The organism is Pseudomonas sp. KB-10, from assembly GCF_018221585.1.
GTDB classification, from domain to species: Bacteria; Pseudomonadota; Gammaproteobacteria; order Pseudomonadales; family Pseudomonadaceae; genus Aquipseudomonas; species Aquipseudomonas yangonensis.
This window is the reverse complement of the sequence record NZ_QYYB01000002.1, coordinates 649455-668205: the sequence shown is the minus strand read 5'-3', so window position 1 is coordinate 668205 and position 18751 is coordinate 649455. Positions and strand designations below refer to the sequence as shown.

Here is an 18751-nt window from a genome sequence, read left to right as displayed (position 1 = left end):
CCACGGCCATAACCACGCAGCATCTGTGTGGAAAAGCCGGAGCCAGGGCCTCTGCGACAATGGCTTCGACCATCGTGCGCGCCAGCAGTTGCCTTTACAGCGCGCCGGCTTTTTTCCAGGCCAGATAACTGCTCACCAGCTCAGGCCCCAGCTCGCCCGGACGTGCGTCGAGCACCGGCACCTCATGCGCAGCGAGGCGATCATGCAGATCGGCGCGGGCGTTGAGGTAGTCGAGCGTGCCGCAGTAGGCCAGGGCCTGGTCGAATTGCTCCACGGGCGTCTGGCGCAGGCGGTCCAGCGCTTCCTCGCGCAGGCTGGCGATCAGCACGCGGTGCTGGCGCGACAGGCGACGCACGGCGGCGAGCAGGTCCTGATCGTCCTCGTCGCGCAGGTTGGTCACCAATACCACCAGCGAGCGGCGGCGCTGACGCGCCAGCAGCAAGTCGGCAGCAGCGCTGAAGTCGGCCGGTTGCTGGCTGGTGTCGAGGTCATAGACGGCATTGAGCAGCACGTTCAACTGTGCAGGGCCCTTGACCGGCGCCAGGTAACGCGACTGGTTGCCGGCGAAGGTCGCCAGGCCGACGGCATCGCCCTGGCGCAGTGCCACGTAACTGAGCAGCAGGCAGGCATTGAGAGCATGGTCGAAGTGCGACAGCTCGTCGTCCTGGCTGCGCATGCGCCGGCCGCAATCGAGCAAAAAGACGATCTGCTGATCGCGCTCGTCCTGGTATTCGCGAGCGATGGGCGTGCGCTTGCGCGCGGTGGCCTTCCAGTCGATCTGGCGCAGGGTGTCGCCATCACGAAATTCGCGCAGCTGGTGAAACTCCAGGCCCAGGCCGCGGCGCGGGCGCTGGCGCACGCCCAGTTGGCTCAGCCAGTCGTCCACGGCCTTGAGCTGCGCGCCATAGAGGCGAGCGAAGTCCGGGTAGACGCGGCTCTCGTCAGCCAGCGGTAGCAGGCGCCTGGCCTGCCACAGGCGCAGCGGGCTGGGCAGTTGCAGCTCGCACTGGGCGAAATGGAAGTGTCCGCGGATCAGCGGCTTGAGGCGATAGTTGACGCGCGTCTGCTGGCCGGGGTGCAGGGTGATGCGTTGCGGCAGGAAGTCGAAGGCCATGCCTTCAGGTACATGATCGAAGACCTCGATTTCCTGTGTCTGAGCGAAGTCGTGATGGGCGATCAGTTGCACCTCGCTCCAGCGCCCCAGCGGCAGATTGCCGGGCAGTACGCGCTCCAGACGCGGCGAGCGCTGGCGGCGCAGCCACAAGGCATCGACGGCGGCGATCAGCAGCAAGGCCAGCAACAGGCCCCAGGCCAGCGGCAACAGGCTGTCTGCCAGACGAATGCCGAGCAGGGGCAGGGCGCCAAGCAGCACGGCAGCGGCGAACAGGCCGCCGAGCAGCCCGAGGAGCAGGCGCGAAGGTTTCATAGGCGTGGCGCCGGCACCTGATCGAGCAACTGTTGCAGAACCTGATCCACCGACAGGCCTTCGATGTCCAGCTCCGGCGCCAGACGTACGCGATGGCGCAGCACGGCCAGAGCGCAGCTCTTGATGTCATCCGGCAGGACGAAGTCGCCACCACGCAGCAGCGCGCGGGCACGGGCGCCGCGCACCAGGGCGATGGAGGCGCGCGGCCCGGCGCCCATGGCCAGGCCCGGCCAGCTGCGGGTAGCACGGGCCAGGCGTACGGCGTAATCGAGCACCTGGTCGTCCAGAGGCAGGTCGCTGGCGATCTTCTGCAGTGCCAGCACGTCCTTGGCCTGCAACAGGGTACGCAGCGGGCTGACTTCGAGCATGTCGGCCTTGGCCGAACGGGTCACCTGGCGCACCATGTTCAATTCTTCGTCCTGCTGCGGATAATCCATGCGCAGCTTGAGCATGAAGCGGTCCAGCTCGGCTTCCGGCAGCGGGTAGGTGCCTTCCTGCTCGATCGGGTTCATGGTCGCCAGCACCATGAACGGCAACTGCACCGGCAGGGCGCGACCTTCCAGGGTCACCTGGCGTTCCTGCATCACTTCCAGCAGCGCGGCCTGGGTCTTGGCCGGCGCACGGTTGATCTCGTCGGCCAGCAGCAGGTTGGTGAACACCGGGCCCTTACGCAGCTTGAACTGCTCGCTCTGCATGTCGTACACGGCATGGCCGGTGACATCGCTGGGCATCAGGTCCGGGGTGAACTGAATGCGCGCGAACTCGCCGCCGAAGCAGCGCGCCAGGGCGCGTACCAGCAGGGTCTTGCCCAGGCCCGGTACCCCCTCGACCAGCACGTGGCCGCCGGCGAGCAAGGCGGTGAGCACGTCATCGATCACCGCGCTCTGGCCGATCACGGCCTTGCGCAGCTCGGCGCGCAGGGCCTGGGCCAGTTGGCTGGCGCGCTGGCGTTGCTGCGCTTGCGGGTTGCTCGGCGCGGCGCTCGGGGTTTCCTGCACCGGCAGGTTATCGTTCTCGGGGATCTCGCTCATAAGGCATTCCTGAGGGTTTGCAGGTGGGCGACCTGGCGGGTGAAGTCACTGGCGGACAGGCGTTGCGGCGGCAATGGGCGCATGGCCTGGCTGATGTCCTTGGCGGGCAGGCGGGTCAGGCGACCGAGCACCTGCCACTGATCGGCGACCGCGAGCTTCTCGAAGCCGGGGTAGCGGCGGCGGGCACGGCGGTTGATGTCCTGTTGCAGGCCCTTGAGCAGACTGTGCTGGCCACTGCGACGGAGGAGGAAGTCGGCGCTGCCGCGCAGGTGTTCCTCGAGCTGACGCCGTGCTCGGCTGGCCGGTGCCTGCAGCGGGCCGTGGCGCATGCCGACGTGCCACAGGGTGGCGATGATCAGCAGGGCCAGAACCAGCAAGGCCAGCGGGAAATGGCGCAGCAGCAGGCGCGCCAGACCATCGCTGTCGGCGTGGTAGAGCAGGGTCACGGCGCTGTCCTGGCTAAGGTACCAGAGCAGCCAGGCATGGTCGTATTCGTTGATGTTGCGGTTCTGCCAGATCCACGGGTCGCTCAGCACGGTGATCAGGCCGTCGCCGTGGTACAGCTGCAGCAAATGCGTGGCAGCTTCGCTATTGGCCCAGGCGTGGGCGCGGTTCTGCGCGTCGTACAGGTGGAAGTCGGTGTCGAAGGCGATATAGGCCGGCGCCTGCTCATTCTCCAGGTAGAGCTTGGTGAGCTGCGGGTAGGCCTGCTGCTCTTCGTTCTGCCCGTTTTCCGCCTGGGTCTCGCTGGTCTCTTCGTCGTCCAGCTCGTCGCTCATGTACTGCTGGATGCCGAGCAAGTCGAGCAGCAGGTCGCCGCTCTTGCCTTCCTCTTCGTCCCACAGGCGTTCGGCGATGAACAGCAGGTGACCGCCATTGGCCGTCCATTGCAGCACGCGCTCGACCTGGCGCGGCGTCATGTTGCCACGGTCGGCCAGCAGCATCAGGGTCTGGCCCTCGCTGGGCAGGCCGTCGAGCACGTCCAGACCTTCGGCGCGGCGCGCGGCGATGCTCTGCTTGCGCAGGAAATGTTCAGCGGCCAGGTAGGGGCTGCTGGCAACCTCGGGGGCAGGGCCGTGCTCGATCACGTCTTCGTAAGGTTCGAGCTTGCCCAGCACGTAACTGGCGATCAGTCCAACCGCCAACAGCAGGGCCATGGCGAGGATGAATCCGGCGCGCCGACTCATGTCGCACGCTCCTGGCCGAACAGGCTACGCCAACCCTGACACAGGCCCTGACGCAGCGATTCGGCGGGTAGGCGGTGACCATAGGCCAGCGCCTGCCAGTGCTGGGTGAGCAGGCGACTGTAATCTTCCAGGTTCTGCTGCCCAAGGCCTGCGACCAGGTGCAGCACTTCCCCTTCGGTGTGCGACTGCTTCAGCGGCAGGCGGTGTTCATGCAGCAGGCGGCTGAGCAGGGCGCGGTAGAGCAGGCCGAGCGCAGCGCGCGGTTGTTCGGCCCAGAGCCGCTCGGCTTCGCTGGCGACATCGTCGGGCAGGCTCTCCGGGGCCAGCTCAAGGCCAAAGAGCTGTTGCGGTGCTACCGGCCGGCGCCGCGTCGGTAGGCCGATGCGGTCGCCAAAGGCCTGCAGCCACTCACGATAGCGCCACAGGATGAAGGCCAGCAACGCAGCCAGCGCCGCCCACAGCAACACTTCGAAGATTTGCGCAACGACATCCAGGCTCTTCCACCATTCGCCCAGCTTGAGCAGGTTCTTGAGCATGTCGAGGAAGGCTTCGACGTCTTCCGGTTTGGGGTCTTCTGCGGGCTTCTCTTCGCCCAGACGCCAGCGTGTGACGGTTTCGCGATGCTGGAAGGGCGGCTCGTCGAGCAGCGCTTCGATGCTTTCACGCGCGGCCTGGCTGGTCAGCGGCTGCTTGAGCATGCGCGGGGCGTCGGGACCTTGCGCGTCGGTCTGCTCAACCTCTTCGCTGACGATCGGCGGCATGTCGGCCCAGACATCGCCTGGCAGTTGCGTCAGCAACAGGGAGCATCCAAGTAGCAGGGCGTAGGCGCTGCCGGTCAGGCGCTGGCGCAGACGGCGGAAGGTCAGCTCGATATCCCAGGCTTCCAGTGCGGTACGGCGATTGAGATAGAGGGTGAAACCGCAGGCGACGTAGACCGGTTCCCAGAGGATAAGCAGCAGCACGTAAAGCAGGTTGGACAGGTGCTCCAGCCACAGCCACTGGCCGCTGCTGGCGGCGATCAGGCTTTCCCAGGTCCAGTCCAGCTCCACCTGCTGCGGCAGCATCAGGTAGAACAGGGCGATCAGGCCCATCCACAACGCGATTTCCAGGTGCACACCGACCAGCGTCAGCCAGGTAGCGGCGGCGCTGTCGCGCTGGCCGAGCACTACCAGACGCTGGCTGCGCGCCTGGCCGGACAGGCCTTCGAGCTGCAGCACGGGCAGATCGAAGCTGCGTGTCGGGCTCAGACGGCGCCAGGTCAGGCTGGCCAGCAACTGTGGCCACAGCAGTTTCGGCAGTGCGCGCAAAGATTGCTTCAGCGAAGGCGTGTTGCCGAACAGCGCCTGCGAAAGAATGTACAGCGGCAGCCGCTCATAGGCGGGTTTGAGCCACCAGAACAGGAAGATGGCCCAGCCCGGATACTGCCAGAGCAGGGCGCAGAGCAGGGCGAACAGCGGCAGGGTGATCAGCGCCCAGCTGGCCATCAGCAGGCCGGCGTGACGACGGGCGAGCAGCACGCCGAGGTCGATGGCCTCCCAGGCGCTGCGCGGGCGAATGGCCACGCTGGCTTCAGTCAGGCGCATGCTGCCTCCGCCCGGCCAGCAGCAGATAGCTCAGTACCAGCACCCAGAGGCCGGCACCGACGATGTACTTGATGTTCGGGCTGGCGAAGGTGGTGGATGACCAGAACGCTTCGATGAAGGCGGCCAGCAGCAGGAACAGGATCACCCCGCAGACCAGTTGGATCGCTTTGCCGGCTGCCAGGCGCAGGGCCTCGCCGCGGGGCAGGCGGCCGGGGGCGAGCAGCGCCCAGCCGAGCTTGAAGCCTGCCGCGCCGGCCAGGGCGATGGCGGTCAGCTCGAAGGCGCCATGGCCGATGACGAATGACCAGAACGGCTCGCCGTAGCCGATGCGCGTCAGGTGGCCCGCCACAGCGCCGATCATCAGGCCGTTGAACAACAGGAAGAACAGGCTGCCAAGGCCCAGCAGCAGGCCGCTGGCGAAGGTCTGAAAGGCGATGCCGATGTTGTTCATGATGTAGAAGCCGAACATCACCCAGTCATCACCGGAGCCTCGTTCGCTGAAGCGGCCGAGGCGGCGCGCGTCGGGATCGTACATACGCTCCATTTCGCTGACCTGATCGGGGCTGACCAGGCTGAATATCAGTTCGGGATAGAGGTAGGTCAGCAGCCCCATCAGGGCCAGGCTGCCGAAGAACAGCAGGCTGGCGACGCAGACGCTGCGCCATTCGCTACGTACCAGGCGCGGAAAACCGCCGAACAGAAAGCGGATCATCTGCGCGCCGAGATGGCTGCGATGACGGTAGAACTGCTGGTGGCCACGCATCGCCAGCTGCTGCAGCTGGTCGATCAGGTGGCTGCTGTAACCGCGGGCCTGGGCCAGGGCCAGATGCTGACAGAGCTGGCGGTAGCGAGCGGCGAAGCTTTGGCAGGTCTGCGCATCGGCCTTGCCGCGCTCGAGTGCATCGAGTTGGCTATTGAAGGCATCCCAGTCCGGCTGATGACGACTTTCGAACAGACTCTGCTTCACGGGGCATTCCCCAGCAGGCCACGGGCGATGCCATTGAGGCGTGGTTCGGCCTGCTCGGCAGGCACCTGCAGCGGTTCGGCCAGCAGCGCCGCCAGCTCCGCTCTGCGGGCTGCGGACAACTGGCTGCCACGTTCGGCGAAACCGAGGATGGCGCGTTGCTCGCCGAGGCTGAGCGGGAAGGGCGCGGGTAGCGGTTCGGCCTCGGCCAGCTGCGGTTTGCTCAGCGGCGCGTCGCGATACACCACCAGCGTGCCGGCGGCGATATCGCCGAGACGCTTGAACGCCGGATGGTTCAGGCAACTGATGATGCCCAGGGTATAGCCGAACGGCAGGATATCGACGAAGCGCAGCAGATTGCGCGTCAGCGAGGCAGCCCAACCGATGGGCGTGCCGTCATCGTGCACCACGCGCAGGCCGAGCATCTGCTTGCCGGGGGAGCGCCCCTGGTTGAGCACTTCGAACAGCACCATGTACCACCAGGTCACGAGAAACAGCAGGATGGTGCCCAGACCCATGCCGAACTGGCCGAGCAGGCCGAGGACGATGAACATCAGGGCGAGAATCAGGCCGCGAATGGCCAGGTCGATGGCGAACGCCAGGGCGCGAGGTACCAGCCCGGCCGGTCGCAGATGCAGATCGATGCCTTCCGGCGTTTCGACCTGATAGCGGGTATCCAGGGGCGGCTGGGTGGACGGAAGGCTGGCGCTTGAGCGTGAAGGCATCGGCGGACTGCATCAAGGAAAGCCCGATGCTAGCGAGCAGCGGGCCACGAACGCAACCGGGCCAGCGAGCTGGCCCGAGTGACGTCGGTTTATTGAGCGGCCGGCAGCACGCCGAAGATGGTGCGATAGAGCACGCCCATGGCCACGACCATCAGCGGAATGCTCCACACCAGACCGATGCCCAGCGGGATGGCGCTGACCATGACGATCAGACCGAGCACGATGAACAGGCCGAAGACCTTGAACCAATGCTGGGTGATGGCCTTGCGCGAGGCTTCCAGGGCCTGCCAGGGCGACAGGCCGCGCTCGACCACCAGCGGCACGGCCAGCAGATAGGCGACGCCCAGGTAGATGCCGGGGATCAGCAGCAGGATCATGCCTAGGTAGATCAGCAGCATCATCACCACGGCGGTGATGATCAGCGGCACGGTGCGGCCGAAGTGGCTGAAAATCTCGTTGAAGCTCAGCGGCTGATCGGCGGCACGGCGAATGCCGACCATGTTGATGCCGGCCATGAAGGGGTAGGCCAGGGCCGAGGCCAGCAGCGAAATCAGGATTTCACCGATGAACATCAGGGCGATGCTGTCGCTCATCGCGCCGAAGATGCCCACCACGCCGCCGAGGATGAAGGTGGCAGCCAGCAGCACCACGTAGAACACCAGGAAACCGCCGATGATGATGCCTTTGGTGCCCTTGACCTTGCTCCACGACTCGCTCAGCAGTTCACCGATGCTGAAGTCATAACCGCGTGCCAGAGCTTCTTCGATGCTCGGTGCACTACCTTGAGGCGAATGCTGAAGATTGCTGGTAGGGGCGGCGTAGGGATTGGGGGTGATCGCGTCACTCATGGCTGCATCCTTGTAGAGAGTGGAGAGGGGCACCAATGCTAATGGTTACAGCATTTTTCTGACAGTGCAGCGCGTCCGGTCATGCGGAGCCTGTGCGCTGGTTCATGCTTTTGCCCGTGACGGCGAGTCGGAAAGCGGATGATAGACTGCCGGCAATTTTGCCTTGGGTACGGAGCCGCCAATGACTTCCAGCATCTTCTGGTACGACTACGAGACCACCGGGATCAACCCGCGTTGTGATCGTCCGTTGCAGGTGGCGGGCATCCGTACCGACGAGGCGCTGAACGAGATCGGCGAGCCGCTGAACATCTATTGCCGGCCCAGCGAGGATATCCTGCCGCACCCGGCCGCCTGCCTGGTAACCGGTATCGATCCGCAGCGTTTGCAGCAGCTGGGGTTGGACGAGGGCGAGTTCATGACCCGCGTGCATGCCGAGCTGTCGGCACCCGGTACCTGCGGCGCCGGCTATAACAGCCTGCGTTTCGATGACGAAGTGACGCGCTACAGCCTCTATCGCAACTTCTTCGACCCTTACGCGCGCGAATGGCAGGGCGGCAACAGTCGCTGGGACCTGATCGATCTGGTGCGTACCGCCTACGCGCTGCGCCCCGAGGGTATCGAGTGGCCCGAGGAGGACGGGCGCGTATCGCTCAAGCTGGAGCGGCTGACCCAGGCCAACGGCATCGCTCACGGCCAGGCCCACGATGCATTGTCCGATGTGCGCGCGACCATCTGCCTGGCGCGCCTGCTGCGTGATCGGCAGCCACGGCTCTACGATTTCCTCTATCAACTGCGCAGCAAGCAGCGGGTCATGGATCAGATTCGTCTGTTGCAGCCTGTGCTGCACGTTTCCGGACGCTTTTCCGCGGCGCGCCACTACCTGGCGCCCGTGCTGCCGTTGGCATGGCATCCGCGCAATCGCAACGCACTGATCGTCTGCGACCTGCAGGCCGATCCCTCGCCCTTGCTGGACCTGGATGCCGAGGTACTTCGCAGCCGTCTCTACACGCGCCGTGAAGACCTCGCCGAGGGCGAGGCGCCGGTGCCATTGAAATTGCTGCATATCAACCGCTGTCCGGTCGTGGCCCCTTTGTCCGTGCTGCGTGATACGGATCGGCAGCGTCTGCAACTGGAATGGTCGATTTGCGAGCGCAATGCCGAGGTTCTGAAGGGCGCTCAGTCGCTATGGCAGGACAAGCTGACCGCCATTTACCGCGAAGAATCCTTCGCCGGCAGCAGTGACCCGGAGCAACAGCTCTACGATGGCTTTATTGGCGATCGTGACCGGCGTTTGTGCGAGCAGGTGCGAAGCGCACTGCCTCAGGCATTGGCCAGCGACAAATGGCCATTCGATGATGAGCGGTTACCGGAGTTGTTGTTTCGTTATCGCGCGCGCAACTTTCCTGACAGTTTGTCATCTGTCGAACGTCAGCGCTGGATGGAATTCTGCCGGCAGCGCCTGAGCGATCCGGAGTTCGGCGCTCCCAATACGCTGGCGCAATTTCGTGCTGCGCTCCAGCAGCTGTGTGCGGATTGCAATGCGCAGCAGTTGCTACTTCTGCAGCAGTGGCAAACCTATGCCGATGAGCTGCAAACGCGTTTGGCTGTGACTTCAACCGGTAGCTGATGCCTTGCCAGGGTGGGGAACGTCATCACGTTCGTCAGTTATCGGTAAGAAAAGTGTAGGCATCGGGAACTTTTTGCTGGCCCACCTTATTGCCGCGCTCAGTACATGATCGGCGTCGCCCATTGAGTAGCAATACTCAGTGTAGGGAATTGCGCCGAAGCTGTTTTCTGCTCAAGGCACAAAAAACTATGGGCAATAAAAAACGCCAGCATGGCTGGCGTCTTGTGACGTCGCTATGGCGTTAGCCCAGCAGTGTGGCCCAACCTTCGACTACGTCGGAGCCCCACTTGGCTTTCCACTCTTTCAGGGTCTTGTGGTTGCCGCCTTTGGTTTCGATCACTTCGCCGCTGTGCGGGTTCTTGTACTGCTTGATCTTGCGCGCACGTTTGGTAGCGGCAGGCTTGGCTGCGCGAGCGCCCTTGCCGGTTTTGGCTTCAGGGTCGAGCAGAGCAATGATGTCGCGCAGCGACTTCTGATATTCGCCCATCAGGGTGCGCAGCTTGCCTTCGAATTCCAGCTCTTTCTTCAGCTTGTCGTCTTGCGACAGGTTCTTCAGGCGCTCTTGCAGTTCTTTGATGGCTTCTTCTGTAGCGCGGTATTCATTGATCAGCGACATGGGCATTACCTTGGCGTGAATAAGTCTGTGGTAGTCAACAGTGGCCTAATAATAGTCAGGCACTAATAACAAGTAAACAGCGGCCCATAAAATTGCTGCAGTGCAATGCAACCCTTTGTGTCCATCGGCAGTGAATTAAATCGGTTGTTGCAAACGCCCGGGAAGTTTTCACTGCTCTACAATAGTGCGTTATCTATGCGGCTCAACGCGCGCCCGAACGGCTTCGCCTACTGCAGTTTTACGCGTATGCCGCTAGAATGGTCGGCTTTATGCGTTGCCATTGGGACCTTAGTTATGCGCACGTTCAGATTGGTGATTTCCTGCCCCGACCGCGTCGGCATCGTTGCCAAAGTCAGTAATTTTCTCGCCACCTATAACGGTTGGATTACCGAAGCCAGTCATCACTCCGATACGCAGACCGGCTGGTTCTTCATGCGTCACGAAATTCGTGCGGACTCCCTGCCGTTCGATCTCGATGGTTTCAAGCAGGCGTTCTCTCCCATCGCGCGCGAATTCTCGATGGAGTGGCGCATTACCGATTCGGCGCAGAAGAAACGCGTGGTGCTGATGGCCAGTCGTGAATCGCACTGTCTCGCCGATCTGCTGCACCGCTGGCACAGCAATGAACTGGATTGCGAGATCCCCTGCGTGATCGCCAACCATGACGATCTGCGCAGCATGGTCGAATGGCATGGCATTCCCTACTTCCATGTGCCCGTCGACCCTGCGGACAAGGCTCCGGCCTTCGCCGAGGTGGAGCGTCTGGTCAAGGAGCATCGGGCCGATGTCATCGTTCTGGCGCGCTACATGCAGATCCTGCCGCCGGCGCTGTGCGCCGAGTTTGCCCAGCGTGTGATCAACATTCATCACAGCTTCCTGCCGTCCTTCGTCGGCGCCAAGCCCTACCACCAGGCCTCGCTGCGGGGCGTGAAACTGATCGGTGCAACATCTCATTACGTAACCGAAGAACTGGATGCTGGTCCGATCATCGAACAGGATGTAGTCCGCGTTACGCATCGCGACGATATCGAGGAAATGGTGCGCCTGGGCAAGGACGTGGAGAAGATGGTTCTGGCGCGTGGGCTACGCTATCACTTGGAAGACCGAGTGCTGGTACACGACAACAAGACGGTGGTGTTCGACTGATCTTGCTGCGTGGGCCGGCCCGATGTACGTCAGAGGAGAATGCCCATGCTCAAGTCCATCAAGGTGCGCGATTACATGACTCGCCATCTGGTGACGTTCCGATCGGATACCGATCTGTTCACTGCCATCAATCGGCTGCTGGAACACCGGATTTCCGGTGCTCCGGTGGTCGACTCCCAAGGCCACCTGATCGGCCTGCTGTCGGAGGGCGACTGCTTGCGTGGCATTCTCTCCGGCGCCTACTACGAGGCGGTCGGCGGCACCGTCAGTACCTATATGACCACCGCGGTGGAGACGGTCAGCCCGGAAGCGGACATCATCGAGCTGTCGGAACGTTTTCTGCGGGGCCGTCGCCGGCGCATGCCAGTGATCGAGAATGGTCGTCTGGTCGGGCAGATCAGCCGCCATGACGTGCTGCGCGCGGTCAAGGAATTCGCCCAGCACGAGCAGGGCGAGCTAAGTATCGGCTGAGGACCCCATCGATGAGCGATCCACTGGACAAGGCGACCTCAAAGGCACCACCGACGTTGGGCGAAGGTTGCGTGCGACGTTTCGACCCGGACGCTCTGAGCGACGAGGACGGTACCGAGTTCGCCGAGGCGGCTGAGTTGTGGCGACAGTTGCAGGAACGGCAGGAGACCAAGACCGAGGAGTGACGAACGAAAAGGGCGCTGTGGCGCCCTTCGTCATGTATAGAGGGGACTGCTCTACGCCGCATGAAGCGCTCGCGCTAGCGCGATCATTGAGGCGGCAGATTTCTGCACCGGTGATCTTGCGTCCGCGTGCCTCTGCATCCAGTCTTGTATTCCACGGCTGCGCTTGAGGTCCTTTCGCGGCCGGTCACGGCAAACCTGCAGTCAAGCTTTCAGGGGATGGCAAGATGCCTTTGAGTTCGCAGTTCGTATTGGGTGCCGGCGGTGACGGCCACGCGGTAGGGCAGCCGCTACGTCTGGGCAATCGTCACGGCCTTGTTGCCGGCGCCACCGGCACTGGCAAGACGGTGACCCTGCAGCGCTTGATCGAGACCTTCAGTGATGCCGGGGTGGCGGTGTTCGCTGCCGATGTCAAAGGCGATCTGTGTGGCCTCGGTGCTGCCGGTGCGCCGCAGGGCAAGATTGCCGAACGTATCGCCAGCATGCCCTGGCTGAATCACCAACCGCAGGCCTATCCGGTGACGCTGTGGGACGTGCATGGACGCAGCGGGCACCCTTTGCGCACCACCCTCAGCGAGATGGGGCCGTTGTTGCTCGGCGCATTGCTCGAGTTGAGCGACAGTCAGCAGGCGGCGCTTTATGCGGCGTTCAAGGTGGCGGATCGGGAAGGTCTGCTCCTGCTCGATCTGAAGGACCTGAAGGCGCTGCTCGGCTACCTCAAGGACAACCCGCAGGTACTCGAGGACGACGCTGCGCTGTTTACCAGCACCTCTGCACAAGCGTTGCTGCGCCGTCTGGCTGGTTTGGAGCAGCAGGGCGCCGAGGCGCTGTTCGGCGAGCCGGCGTTGCAACTCGAAGACCTGTTGCACCCTGACCGCGATGGCCGAGGACGAGTGCACCTGCTCGATGCCACGCGCCTGGTTCATGAAGCGCCCAAGGTGTACGCGACCTTTCTGTTGTGGCTGCTGGCCGAGCTGTTCGAGCAGTTGCCGGAGCGTGGCGATGCCGAAAAGCCGGTGCTGGCGCTGTTCTTCGATGAGGCTCACCTGCTTTTTCAGGGCACGCCGAAGGCCTTGCAGGAGCGCCTGGAGCAAGTGGTGCGGTTGATTCGCTCAAAGGGCGTCGGGGTGTATTTCGTCACCCAGTCGCCGGGCGATCTGCCGGACGATGTCCTGGCCCAGTTGGGGTTGCGCATCCAGCATGGCCTGCGCGCCTTCACCGCCAAGGAGCAGAAGGCCCTGCGCGCCGTGGCCGATGGTTTTCGCCCGAACCCGGCGTTCAACACGCTGAGCGTGCTCACGGAGTTGGGGATTGGTGAAGCGCTGGTCGCAACCCTGGAGGAGAAGGGCACGCCGGCCATGGTCCAGCGTGTGGCCATCGCACCGCCGCAGTCGCGTATCGGTCCGCTCAGTGACTCCGAGCGTGCGTCTTTGGTGCGCCAGTCATCGCTGGCGGGGCGTTACGACAAGCCCATCGACCGCGAGTCGGCCTACGAGCTGCTCACTGCGCGGGCCGCCAAGGCGACCGCCGAGGCGCCTGCACAATCGAGCACCAGGGCCAAGGCTGGCGCGCCGGAGCAGGGGTTGGGGCAGATGGCTGGCGAGTTGCTTGGCGGGGCGATGAAAAGCGCCTTGCGTCAGGCGGCTAACCAGCTTGGCCGGCAACTGGTGCGAGGGTTGCTGGGTTCGTTGATGGGCAGCAAGAAGCGTTAGGGATGACATAGCCATGGGGCTGGGGGAGCCGACCAGGGGTTCTGGCAGGTTTCCCAGCCCTACGCATGCGTGTTCGAGTATGCGGGCTGGCTAGCTGGCGGCTTCGTCGGCAGCGTTCTGTTTTTCCTGGCGTTCTTTTTCGATCTTCTCGATTTCTTTATCGAAGGCCTGATCGAGCAGGCTGGGCTTCTTGCGCCAGGGTTTGCGGTCCGGGTCCGGTTGAGCGGCGTAGGTGATGACTTCTCCGCCGTATACATCCTTGTAACGCTGCGCCTGGCGCTCGAGTTCGGCGCGCAGTTCGTCTTTCGTCACGTGTTTTACCTGTATGTTGTGATCGACCCACAGGACACGTGAAACGCCTGGTCTCACTGCTACGATCAGGGATCGATCAAGGGGCTTCGCTTTGCTAGGCAGGGAGACAGTGATGCAAAGTTTGCGCTTTGCATTGCCTCCTATTTCTTCGCTACTTATCTATTTGTAACTTTTTTGCGAAAAAAGTTGCACGGTGCAACTCGCCGGTATTATCGCCAACGCCCGCTGAATGTCCAGTGATCAACCCGGCAGCACCTGATAATGCAAGCTGAAACTCAGCTGGCAACTTTGCCCGGGAGCCAGTAACTGCAGCCCAGGACGCTCCGGTAGATGATGCGCATTGACCGGATGGGTCACGGGCTCGAAACAAAAAAAGTTTTGCCCCTGCGGGCAGAACAATAGAAAGGTATCACTGCCGTGCGCTGTGCAGACGAGTTGATAGCCGGCGTCCTGCTGAATGATGCGTGCGTAGCCCGGCCATTGGGTAAAGGCATTGTCGACCGGTTGCTGCGGCAAAGAGTTTGCCTCGTTGAAGTTCCAGGCCTGGGGCAATTCGACCCACTGACTGGAAAGTTTGTCTTCGCCACATAACCAGACGCCTCCGGCTTTTGCCTGTATTTGCGTATGTGCATTGCGTGGCAGATAAGGATGCAGACCTAGACCATACCAGGTGGGTTGCTCGCCGAAATGGGTGGCTTGTAATGCCAGGCGCAGGCAGCCGTCCGTTAGTTGAATGTGCAGAGTGGCGCGGTAGGGAAACGGCCATTGGCTATCGAGCAGCAGGCCTGCGCTGTCGGATGTCACATCGACTACCCGCCAGGCCTGTTGCCAGGCGCTGCCGTGAATAGGCAAGGGGTCGTGATCGGTATTGACGCTCAGTGGCTGCCATCCGGCAGGTGTATCGAAGCCGCCACCACCGATGCGATTGGACCATGGCAGCAGTGGGTAGCAGGCCAGCCATCTGGGATTGGCGGTGGCTAGCGCCGTTTCGTCGGTATGTCTCAGCAGCGCCCGCCCGTCGCTTAGGCGAACCCAGTTGACCAGACTCGCGCCCAGTTCCGGAGCGAGGGTCAATTGTGTCAGGCTGTCTCGCAGGGTCAGCAGAGTCGTAGGCATTGGCGCTCCTGGGGCGGTAAATGTCGGGAATTCATAGTGTCATCGTACAACTGCTGGGCTATCATTACGGCAAAGCCTCACGTCGAGAATTCGTCCACCATGGAAATGCAAAACGCTCAACCTCGTGCTCGTCGCAAGCACCGCAGCCTGGCTCAGGAGCTGGTGGCCGAGCTGTCGCAACGTATCCGCGATGGGCATATCAAGCGCGGTGAGAAGCTGCCGACGGAGTCGGCGATCATGGAGGAGCAGGGTGTCAGCCGTACCGTGGTGCGCGAGGCCCTGTCGCGATTGCAGGCGGCCGGCCTGGTGGAAACCCGTCACGGCATCGGCACCTTCGTGCTCGACACGCCCAGTGCCAGCGGTTTTCGCATCGACCCTGCGACCATCGTCACCTTGCGCGACGTGCTGGCCATTCTCGAGCTGCGCATCAGCCTCGAGGTGGAGTCTGCCGGGATGGCGGCTGCACGCCGCAGTGACGCGCAGCTCAAGACCATTCGCGAGGCACTGGATGCCATCAACGAAGGCGCGGCGCATGCCAGCGATGCGGTGTCCTCGGACTTTCATTTCCACCTGAGCATCGCCGAGGCTACCGGTAATCGCTATTTCACCGACATTCTCAGTCATCTGGGGACCAGCATCATTCCGCGCACCCGGGTCAACTCTGCGCGTCTGGCCCATGATGACCAGGCGCACTACATGGCGCGCCTCGGCCGTGAGCACGAGCAGATTTTCGAAGCCATCGCCCGTCAGGACGCCGAGGCGGCGAGGGCGGCCATGCGCTTGCACCTGACCAACAGTCGCGAGCGCCTGCGTCAGGCGCATGAAGCGGCCGAGGCCGAAGCGTTGCACGGCTGATGCCGGATGAGCACACTCGGCGGCCTTGGGCCGCCGAGTGCGTTTTGGGAGTAAGAAAAAGTGGCCGAGCATGAGCGTCTCAGTAGCCTTTTCGTGGCCTCCAAGCGCTGCTAGCGGCGATAGGCGAGGGCGACGATGCCTCCCACCACGATCAAGCCGCCCACCACCTGCAGAACCGCCAATACCTGGCCCAGAATCAGCCAGCCCAGGACCATTCCGGCCACAGGCTCCATATTCATCACCGGTGCGTTACGCGCGATGTTCAAGCGTGGCATGCAGATGAACAGCGTGGAAAAGGCGGCGCCATACAGCAGTACCAGGCAGGCGAGCGCGATCCAGCCGATATTGGCACTGGGCAGGCTCAGGCCACCCGGAATCAGGCCGCTGGCGCCGAGCAGGGTGGAAGCACTGAAGACCACCGCCAGGGTCAGCATGCTGCGTACCGAGCCGGCCAGGCTGGAGAGGCGATGCTCGGTGATCCACAGGGCGACGGCGAATACGGCTGCGGCGGTCAGGCTGAACAGAATTCCAGTGATCCATTGGCCATCCGGTGCAGCGCTGCTACTCAGACGTCCCGGAACGTCGAGCACCAGTACCAAGCCGAACAGGATAATGCCCATGATCCCCAGTGCCTGGCGCGTCGGGGCCGGGCCACCAAGCGCCCAGGTGAGCAGTGCCAGGAGAATGGGTGAAAGGTTCACCACCAGCAACGCCAGCGCCACTGGAATCCGCGCTACGGCCGAGTAGATACAGAAGCTCTGAATGGCGATCAGCAGACCCAGAAGAATCTGCCAGCCCCAGGTGGCGCGCCCCAGTTTCAACGACTCGCGTCGCCACAGCACCAGTGCGGCCAGCACGAGGAGGGTCACGCCAGCGCGCGCGAGCATCGCCAGGAGCAGTCCGGTGTCGTAGTCGAAGGCGATCCGCGCGGCGATATGGTTGCCGGCAAAGGAGCAGGCCAGCGACGCGAGGATCAGTACGGCGATGTGACGGGGAAACGGGGTGGAACCTTGCATGACGGAAAATCCTGTCTTGTCATGGCCTGCAATCAGGCCCTAAAGCAAAACGCCGCCCGGTTGGGCGGCGTTTCGTGCAATGCCCGGATTGGCTTTCAGAGCACCACGCTCGGCAGCCACAGCGAGATGGCGGGAATGTAGGTGACCGCCATCAGCACGGCGAACAGCGCGACATAGAAGGGCAGCAGGGCCTTGACCGTGTTCTCGATGCTGACCTTACCGATCGCCGCGCCGACGAAGAGTACCGCACCGACCGGTGGCGTGATCAGACCGATACCGAGATTGACCAGCATGATCATGCCGAAATGCACCGGGTCGACGCCGAAGGAGGTCACCACCGGCAGCAGGATAGGGGTGAGGATCAGGATCAGCGGCGCCATGTCCATCAGCGTGCCCAGCACCAGCAGCATGAAATTGACGCACATGAGGATCACGTAGCGGTTGTCCGACAGGGTCAGGAAGGCCGTGGTGATCTTCGACGGAATCTGCATCAGGGTCATGATGTAGCCGAAGCTGGCGGCGAAGGCGATCAGGATCATCACGATCGACAGGGTGCGCACCGTGCGGTGCAGCATCTTCGGCAGTTCACTCCACTTGTAGTCGCGGTAGATGAACATGGTCACGAAGAAGGCCCAGACCACGGCCACGGCCGCCGACTCGGTGGCCGTGAACACGCCGCTGAGGATGCCGCCGAGGATGATCACCATGGTCATCAGGCCCCACAGCGCCTCGACGCAGATCTTCAGCGCCTGGCGCAGCGGGATCACTTCGCCCTTGGGGTAGTTGCGCTTCTTGGCGAACAACAGACAGAGCGTGGCCATGGTGGCACTGAGCAGCAGGCCCGGACCGATACCGGCGACGAACAGCGCGGCGATGGACACCGTACCGCCAGCTGCCAGCGAGTAGATTACCGAGTTGTGGCTCGGCGGGGTGAGCAGCGCCTGCACCGAGCCGGAGACGGTAACCGCAGTGGAAAACTCGCGCGGGTAGCCCTTCTTTTCCATCTCCGGAATCAGTACCGAACCCACCGAGGCGGTATCGGCCAGGGAGGAGCCGGAGATGGCGCCGAAGAAGGTCGAGGCGGTGATGTTGACCAGCGACAGGCCACCGCGGACGAAGCCCACCAGCACGCCGGCGAATGCTACCAGGCGCCGCGCCATGCCGCCTTCGGCCATGATCGCGCCGGCCAGGACGAAGAACGGAATGGCCAGCAGGGAGAATTTGTTCACGCCGCCGGCGATCTGGATCATCACCGCGTGCAGTGGAATGTCGATGTACCAGGCGCCGATAAGAGTCGCCAGGCCGAGGGCGTAGGCGACCGGGACGCGCAGCAGGATCAGGGCAATGAAGCTGCCCAGCAGAATGGCGGCATCCATTACACGGACTCCTTGGAATCTTCGCAGTTCTCGTAATCGACGACGCGACGCTTGTGCTGGTCGCCGTAGAGCAGTTGTTCGATGACGAACAGCAGGGTGATCAGGCCGCCTAGCGGAATCGGCGCGTAGCTGATACCGACGCGCATCCAGGTCAGGGTGCTGAGGTACTGGTTCCAGGTGGCGACGCACAGCTTGTAGCCCCAGATCAGCATGAACAGGCTGATGGCGCCCATGGCCAGGCGTACGAACAGGGTGAGAAAGGGTTGAGCCATATCCGGCAGGCGATCGCTCAGCACCTGCACGGCCATGTGTGCACCGGCGCGATAGCTGGCAGCGGCGCCGACGAAGGTGAACAGCACCATCAGCAGGATGGCGATGGGTTCGGGCCAGCCCAGGCCCTGGCCAAGTGCGTAGCGGCTGAACACGCCCCAGGGGATGATCAGGGCCATGACCACGATCGCCAGGCCGGCGGTCGCGATGCAGGCGCGGTAAATGACGTCATTGACGCCCAGAACCAGGTTTTTCATGAGACTTCACCGGTTGCGCGGCGCTGGCAGG

At 63.1% G+C, this 18751-nt stretch carries 19 protein-coding genes; 6 read left to right on the top strand and 13 right to left on the bottom strand.

The window, feature by feature from the left end:
* Positions 1-94 precede the first annotated feature (94 nt).
* The 7 genes from DXK50_RS08100 to DXK50_RS08070 all read right to left on the bottom strand — a co-directional run bounded on the left by DXK50_RS08100 (position 95) and on the right by DXK50_RS08070 (position 7764).
* Positions 95-1426, bottom strand: a complete 1332-nt coding sequence (locus tag DXK50_RS08100; protein WP_212629942.1) for a DUF58 domain-containing protein — start codon at positions 1424-1426, stop codon at positions 95-97.
* Positions 1423-2457: an AAA family ATPase gene (locus DXK50_RS08095; RefSeq protein WP_024309171.1), complete on the bottom strand. Its 1035-nt coding sequence runs from the start codon at positions 2455-2457 to the stop codon at positions 1423-1425. The genes DXK50_RS08100 and DXK50_RS08095 overlap by 4 nt, the downstream gene beginning before the upstream one ends.
* A complete protein-coding gene (locus DXK50_RS08090) occupies positions 2454-3644 on the bottom strand; it encodes a DUF4350 domain-containing protein (protein ID WP_212629941.1) in 1191 nt (396 codons plus the stop codon). The genes DXK50_RS08095 and DXK50_RS08090 overlap by 4 nt, the downstream gene beginning before the upstream one ends.
* Positions 3641-5227: a DUF4129 domain-containing protein gene (locus tag DXK50_RS08085; protein ID WP_212629940.1), complete on the bottom strand. Its 1587-nt coding sequence runs from the start codon at positions 5225-5227 to the stop codon at positions 3641-3643. The genes DXK50_RS08090 and DXK50_RS08085 overlap by 4 nt, the downstream gene beginning before the upstream one ends.
* Positions 5214-6194, bottom strand: coding sequence for a stage II sporulation protein M (locus tag DXK50_RS08080; protein WP_024309168.1), 981 nt, complete (start codon positions 6192-6194; stop codon positions 5214-5216). Before DXK50_RS08080 ends, DXK50_RS08085 begins: the two co-directional genes overlap by 14 nt.
* The gene (locus DXK50_RS08075; protein WP_212629939.1) at positions 6191-6916 is read right to left on the bottom strand and encodes an RDD family protein; all 726 of its coding nucleotides are present in this window, start codon (positions 6914-6916) and stop codon (positions 6191-6193) included. Before DXK50_RS08075 ends, DXK50_RS08080 begins: the two co-directional genes overlap by 4 nt.
* Before the next feature lie 89 nt (positions 6917-7005).
* Entirely contained in the window at positions 7006-7764 is a 759-nt protein-coding gene (locus DXK50_RS08070; RefSeq protein ID WP_212629938.1) for a hypothetical protein, read from the bottom strand.
* A gap of 181 nt (positions 7765-7945) precedes the next feature.
* Here DXK50_RS08070 and sbcB point away from each other — a divergent pair, with 181 nt between their 5' ends.
* Entirely contained in the window at positions 7946-9391 is a 1446-nt protein-coding gene (sbcB, locus tag DXK50_RS08065; RefSeq protein ID WP_212629937.1) for an exodeoxyribonuclease I, read from the top strand.
* 241 nt (positions 9392-9632) lie between these two features.
* On the opposite strand, the gene mvaT is transcribed toward sbcB, so the two are convergent.
* Positions 9633-10007 carry a histone-like nucleoid-structuring protein MvaT gene (gene mvaT / locus DXK50_RS08060; RefSeq protein ID WP_212629936.1) on the bottom strand — a complete coding sequence of 125 codons (375 nt, stop codon included), beginning with the start codon at positions 10005-10007 and terminating at the stop codon, positions 9633-9635.
* A 294-nt stretch (positions 10008-10301) separates the two neighbouring features.
* Here mvaT and purU point away from each other — a divergent pair, with 294 nt between their 5' ends.
* The 4 genes from purU (at position 10302) to DXK50_RS08040 (ending at position 13518) form a co-directional block, all read left to right on the top strand.
* Positions 10302-11153, top strand: a complete 852-nt coding sequence (gene purU / locus DXK50_RS08055) for a formyltetrahydrofolate deformylase (RefSeq protein ID WP_024309164.1) — start codon at positions 10302-10304, stop codon at positions 11151-11153.
* A 45-nt stretch (positions 11154-11198) separates the two neighbouring features.
* Positions 11199-11624, top strand: a complete 426-nt coding sequence (locus DXK50_RS08050; protein WP_161865187.1) for a CBS domain-containing protein — start codon at positions 11199-11201, stop codon at positions 11622-11624.
* Positions 11625-11635: 11 nt separating this feature from the next.
* Complete coding sequence (locus tag DXK50_RS08045; protein WP_178101796.1) at positions 11636-11809, top strand: hypothetical protein; 174 nt, start codon at positions 11636-11638, stop codon at positions 11807-11809.
* Positions 11810-12033: 224 nt separating this feature from the next.
* Entirely contained in the window at positions 12034-13518 is a 1485-nt protein-coding gene (locus DXK50_RS08040; RefSeq protein ID WP_212629935.1) for a helicase HerA-like domain-containing protein, read from the top strand.
* 90 nt (positions 13519-13608) lie between these two features.
* Here DXK50_RS08040 and DXK50_RS08035 read toward each other — a convergent pair whose 3' ends face one another.
* Both DXK50_RS08035 and DXK50_RS08030 read right to left on the bottom strand, forming a co-directional pair.
* Complete coding sequence (locus tag DXK50_RS08035; protein ID WP_161865185.1) at positions 13609-13830, bottom strand: hypothetical protein; 222 nt, start codon at positions 13828-13830, stop codon at positions 13609-13611.
* A gap of 240 nt (positions 13831-14070) precedes the next feature.
* Positions 14071-14946 (bottom strand): aldose 1-epimerase, encoded by an 876-nt coding sequence (locus DXK50_RS08030; protein ID WP_212629934.1) that lies wholly within the window; start codon positions 14944-14946, stop codon positions 14071-14073.
* Positions 14947-15045: 99 nt separating this feature from the next.
* Between DXK50_RS08030 and DXK50_RS08025 the strand changes: the two genes are divergently transcribed.
* On the top strand, positions 15046-15801 hold the full coding sequence (locus DXK50_RS08025) for a FadR/GntR family transcriptional regulator (protein WP_161865183.1): 756 nt from the start codon (positions 15046-15048) through the stop codon (positions 15799-15801).
* Between the two features lie 110 nt (positions 15802-15911).
* Here the strand turns inward: DXK50_RS08025 and DXK50_RS08020 are convergent, their stop codons facing one another.
* From DXK50_RS08020 to DXK50_RS08010, 3 genes are all read right to left on the bottom strand, one after another.
* Positions 15912-16817: an EamA family transporter gene (locus DXK50_RS08020; protein ID WP_212629933.1), complete on the bottom strand. Its 906-nt coding sequence runs from the start codon at positions 16815-16817 to the stop codon at positions 15912-15914.
* 95 nt (positions 16818-16912) lie between these two features.
* Complete coding sequence (locus DXK50_RS08015; protein ID WP_212629932.1) at positions 16913-18193, bottom strand: TRAP transporter large permease; 1281 nt, start codon at positions 18191-18193, stop codon at positions 16913-16915.
* Entirely contained in the window at positions 18193-18720 is a 528-nt protein-coding gene (locus DXK50_RS08010) for a TRAP transporter small permease (protein ID WP_161865180.1), read from the bottom strand. The genes DXK50_RS08015 and DXK50_RS08010 overlap by 1 nt, the downstream gene beginning before the upstream one ends.
* Positions 18721-18751 lie beyond the last annotated feature (31 nt).

Coding starts and splice junctions, on each gene's coding strand:
- DXK50_RS08100 (WP_212629942.1), bottom strand. CDS start 1,426: ATGAAACCTTCGCGCCTGCTCCTCGGGCTGCTCGGCGGCCTGTTCGCC.
- DXK50_RS08095 (WP_024309171.1), bottom strand. CDS start 2,457: ATGAGCGAGATCCCCGAGAACGATAACCTGCCGGTGCAGGAAACCCCG.
- DXK50_RS08090 (WP_212629941.1), bottom strand. CDS start 3,644: ATGAGTCGGCGCGCCGGATTCATCCTCGCCATGGCCCTGCTGTTGGCG.
- DXK50_RS08085 (WP_212629940.1), bottom strand. CDS start 5,227: ATGCGCCTGACTGAAGCCAGCGTGGCCATTCGCCCGCGCAGCGCCTGG.
- DXK50_RS08075 (WP_212629939.1), bottom strand. CDS start 6,916: ATGCCTTCACGCTCAAGCGCCAGCCTTCCGTCCACCCAGCCGCCCCTG.
- DXK50_RS08070 (WP_212629938.1), bottom strand. CDS start 7,764: ATGAGTGACGCGATCACCCCCAATCCCTACGCCGCCCCTACCAGCAAT.
- sbcB (WP_212629937.1), top strand. CDS start 7,946: ATGACTTCCAGCATCTTCTGGTACGACTACGAGACCACCGGGATCAAC.
- mvaT (WP_212629936.1), bottom strand. CDS start 10,007: ATGTCGCTGATCAATGAATACCGCGCTACAGAAGAAGCCATCAAAGAA.
- purU (WP_024309164.1), top strand. CDS start 10,302: ATGCGCACGTTCAGATTGGTGATTTCCTGCCCCGACCGCGTCGGCATC.
- DXK50_RS08050 (WP_161865187.1), top strand. CDS start 11,199: ATGCTCAAGTCCATCAAGGTGCGCGATTACATGACTCGCCATCTGGTG.
- DXK50_RS08045 (WP_178101796.1), top strand. CDS start 11,636: ATGAGCGATCCACTGGACAAGGCGACCTCAAAGGCACCACCGACGTTG.
- DXK50_RS08040 (WP_212629935.1), top strand. CDS start 12,034: ATGCCTTTGAGTTCGCAGTTCGTATTGGGTGCCGGCGGTGACGGCCAC.
- DXK50_RS08030 (WP_212629934.1), bottom strand. CDS start 14,946: ATGCCTACGACTCTGCTGACCCTGCGAGACAGCCTGACACAATTGACC.
- DXK50_RS08025 (WP_161865183.1), top strand. CDS start 15,046: ATGGAAATGCAAAACGCTCAACCTCGTGCTCGTCGCAAGCACCGCAGC.
- DXK50_RS08020 (WP_212629933.1), bottom strand. CDS start 16,817: ATGCAAGGTTCCACCCCGTTTCCCCGTCACATCGCCGTACTGATCCTC.
- DXK50_RS08015 (WP_212629932.1), bottom strand. CDS start 18,193: ATGGATGCCGCCATTCTGCTGGGCAGCTTCATTGCCCTGATCCTGCTG.
- DXK50_RS08010 (WP_161865180.1), bottom strand. CDS start 18,720: ATGAAAAACCTGGTTCTGGGCGTCAATGACGTCATTTACCGCGCCTGC.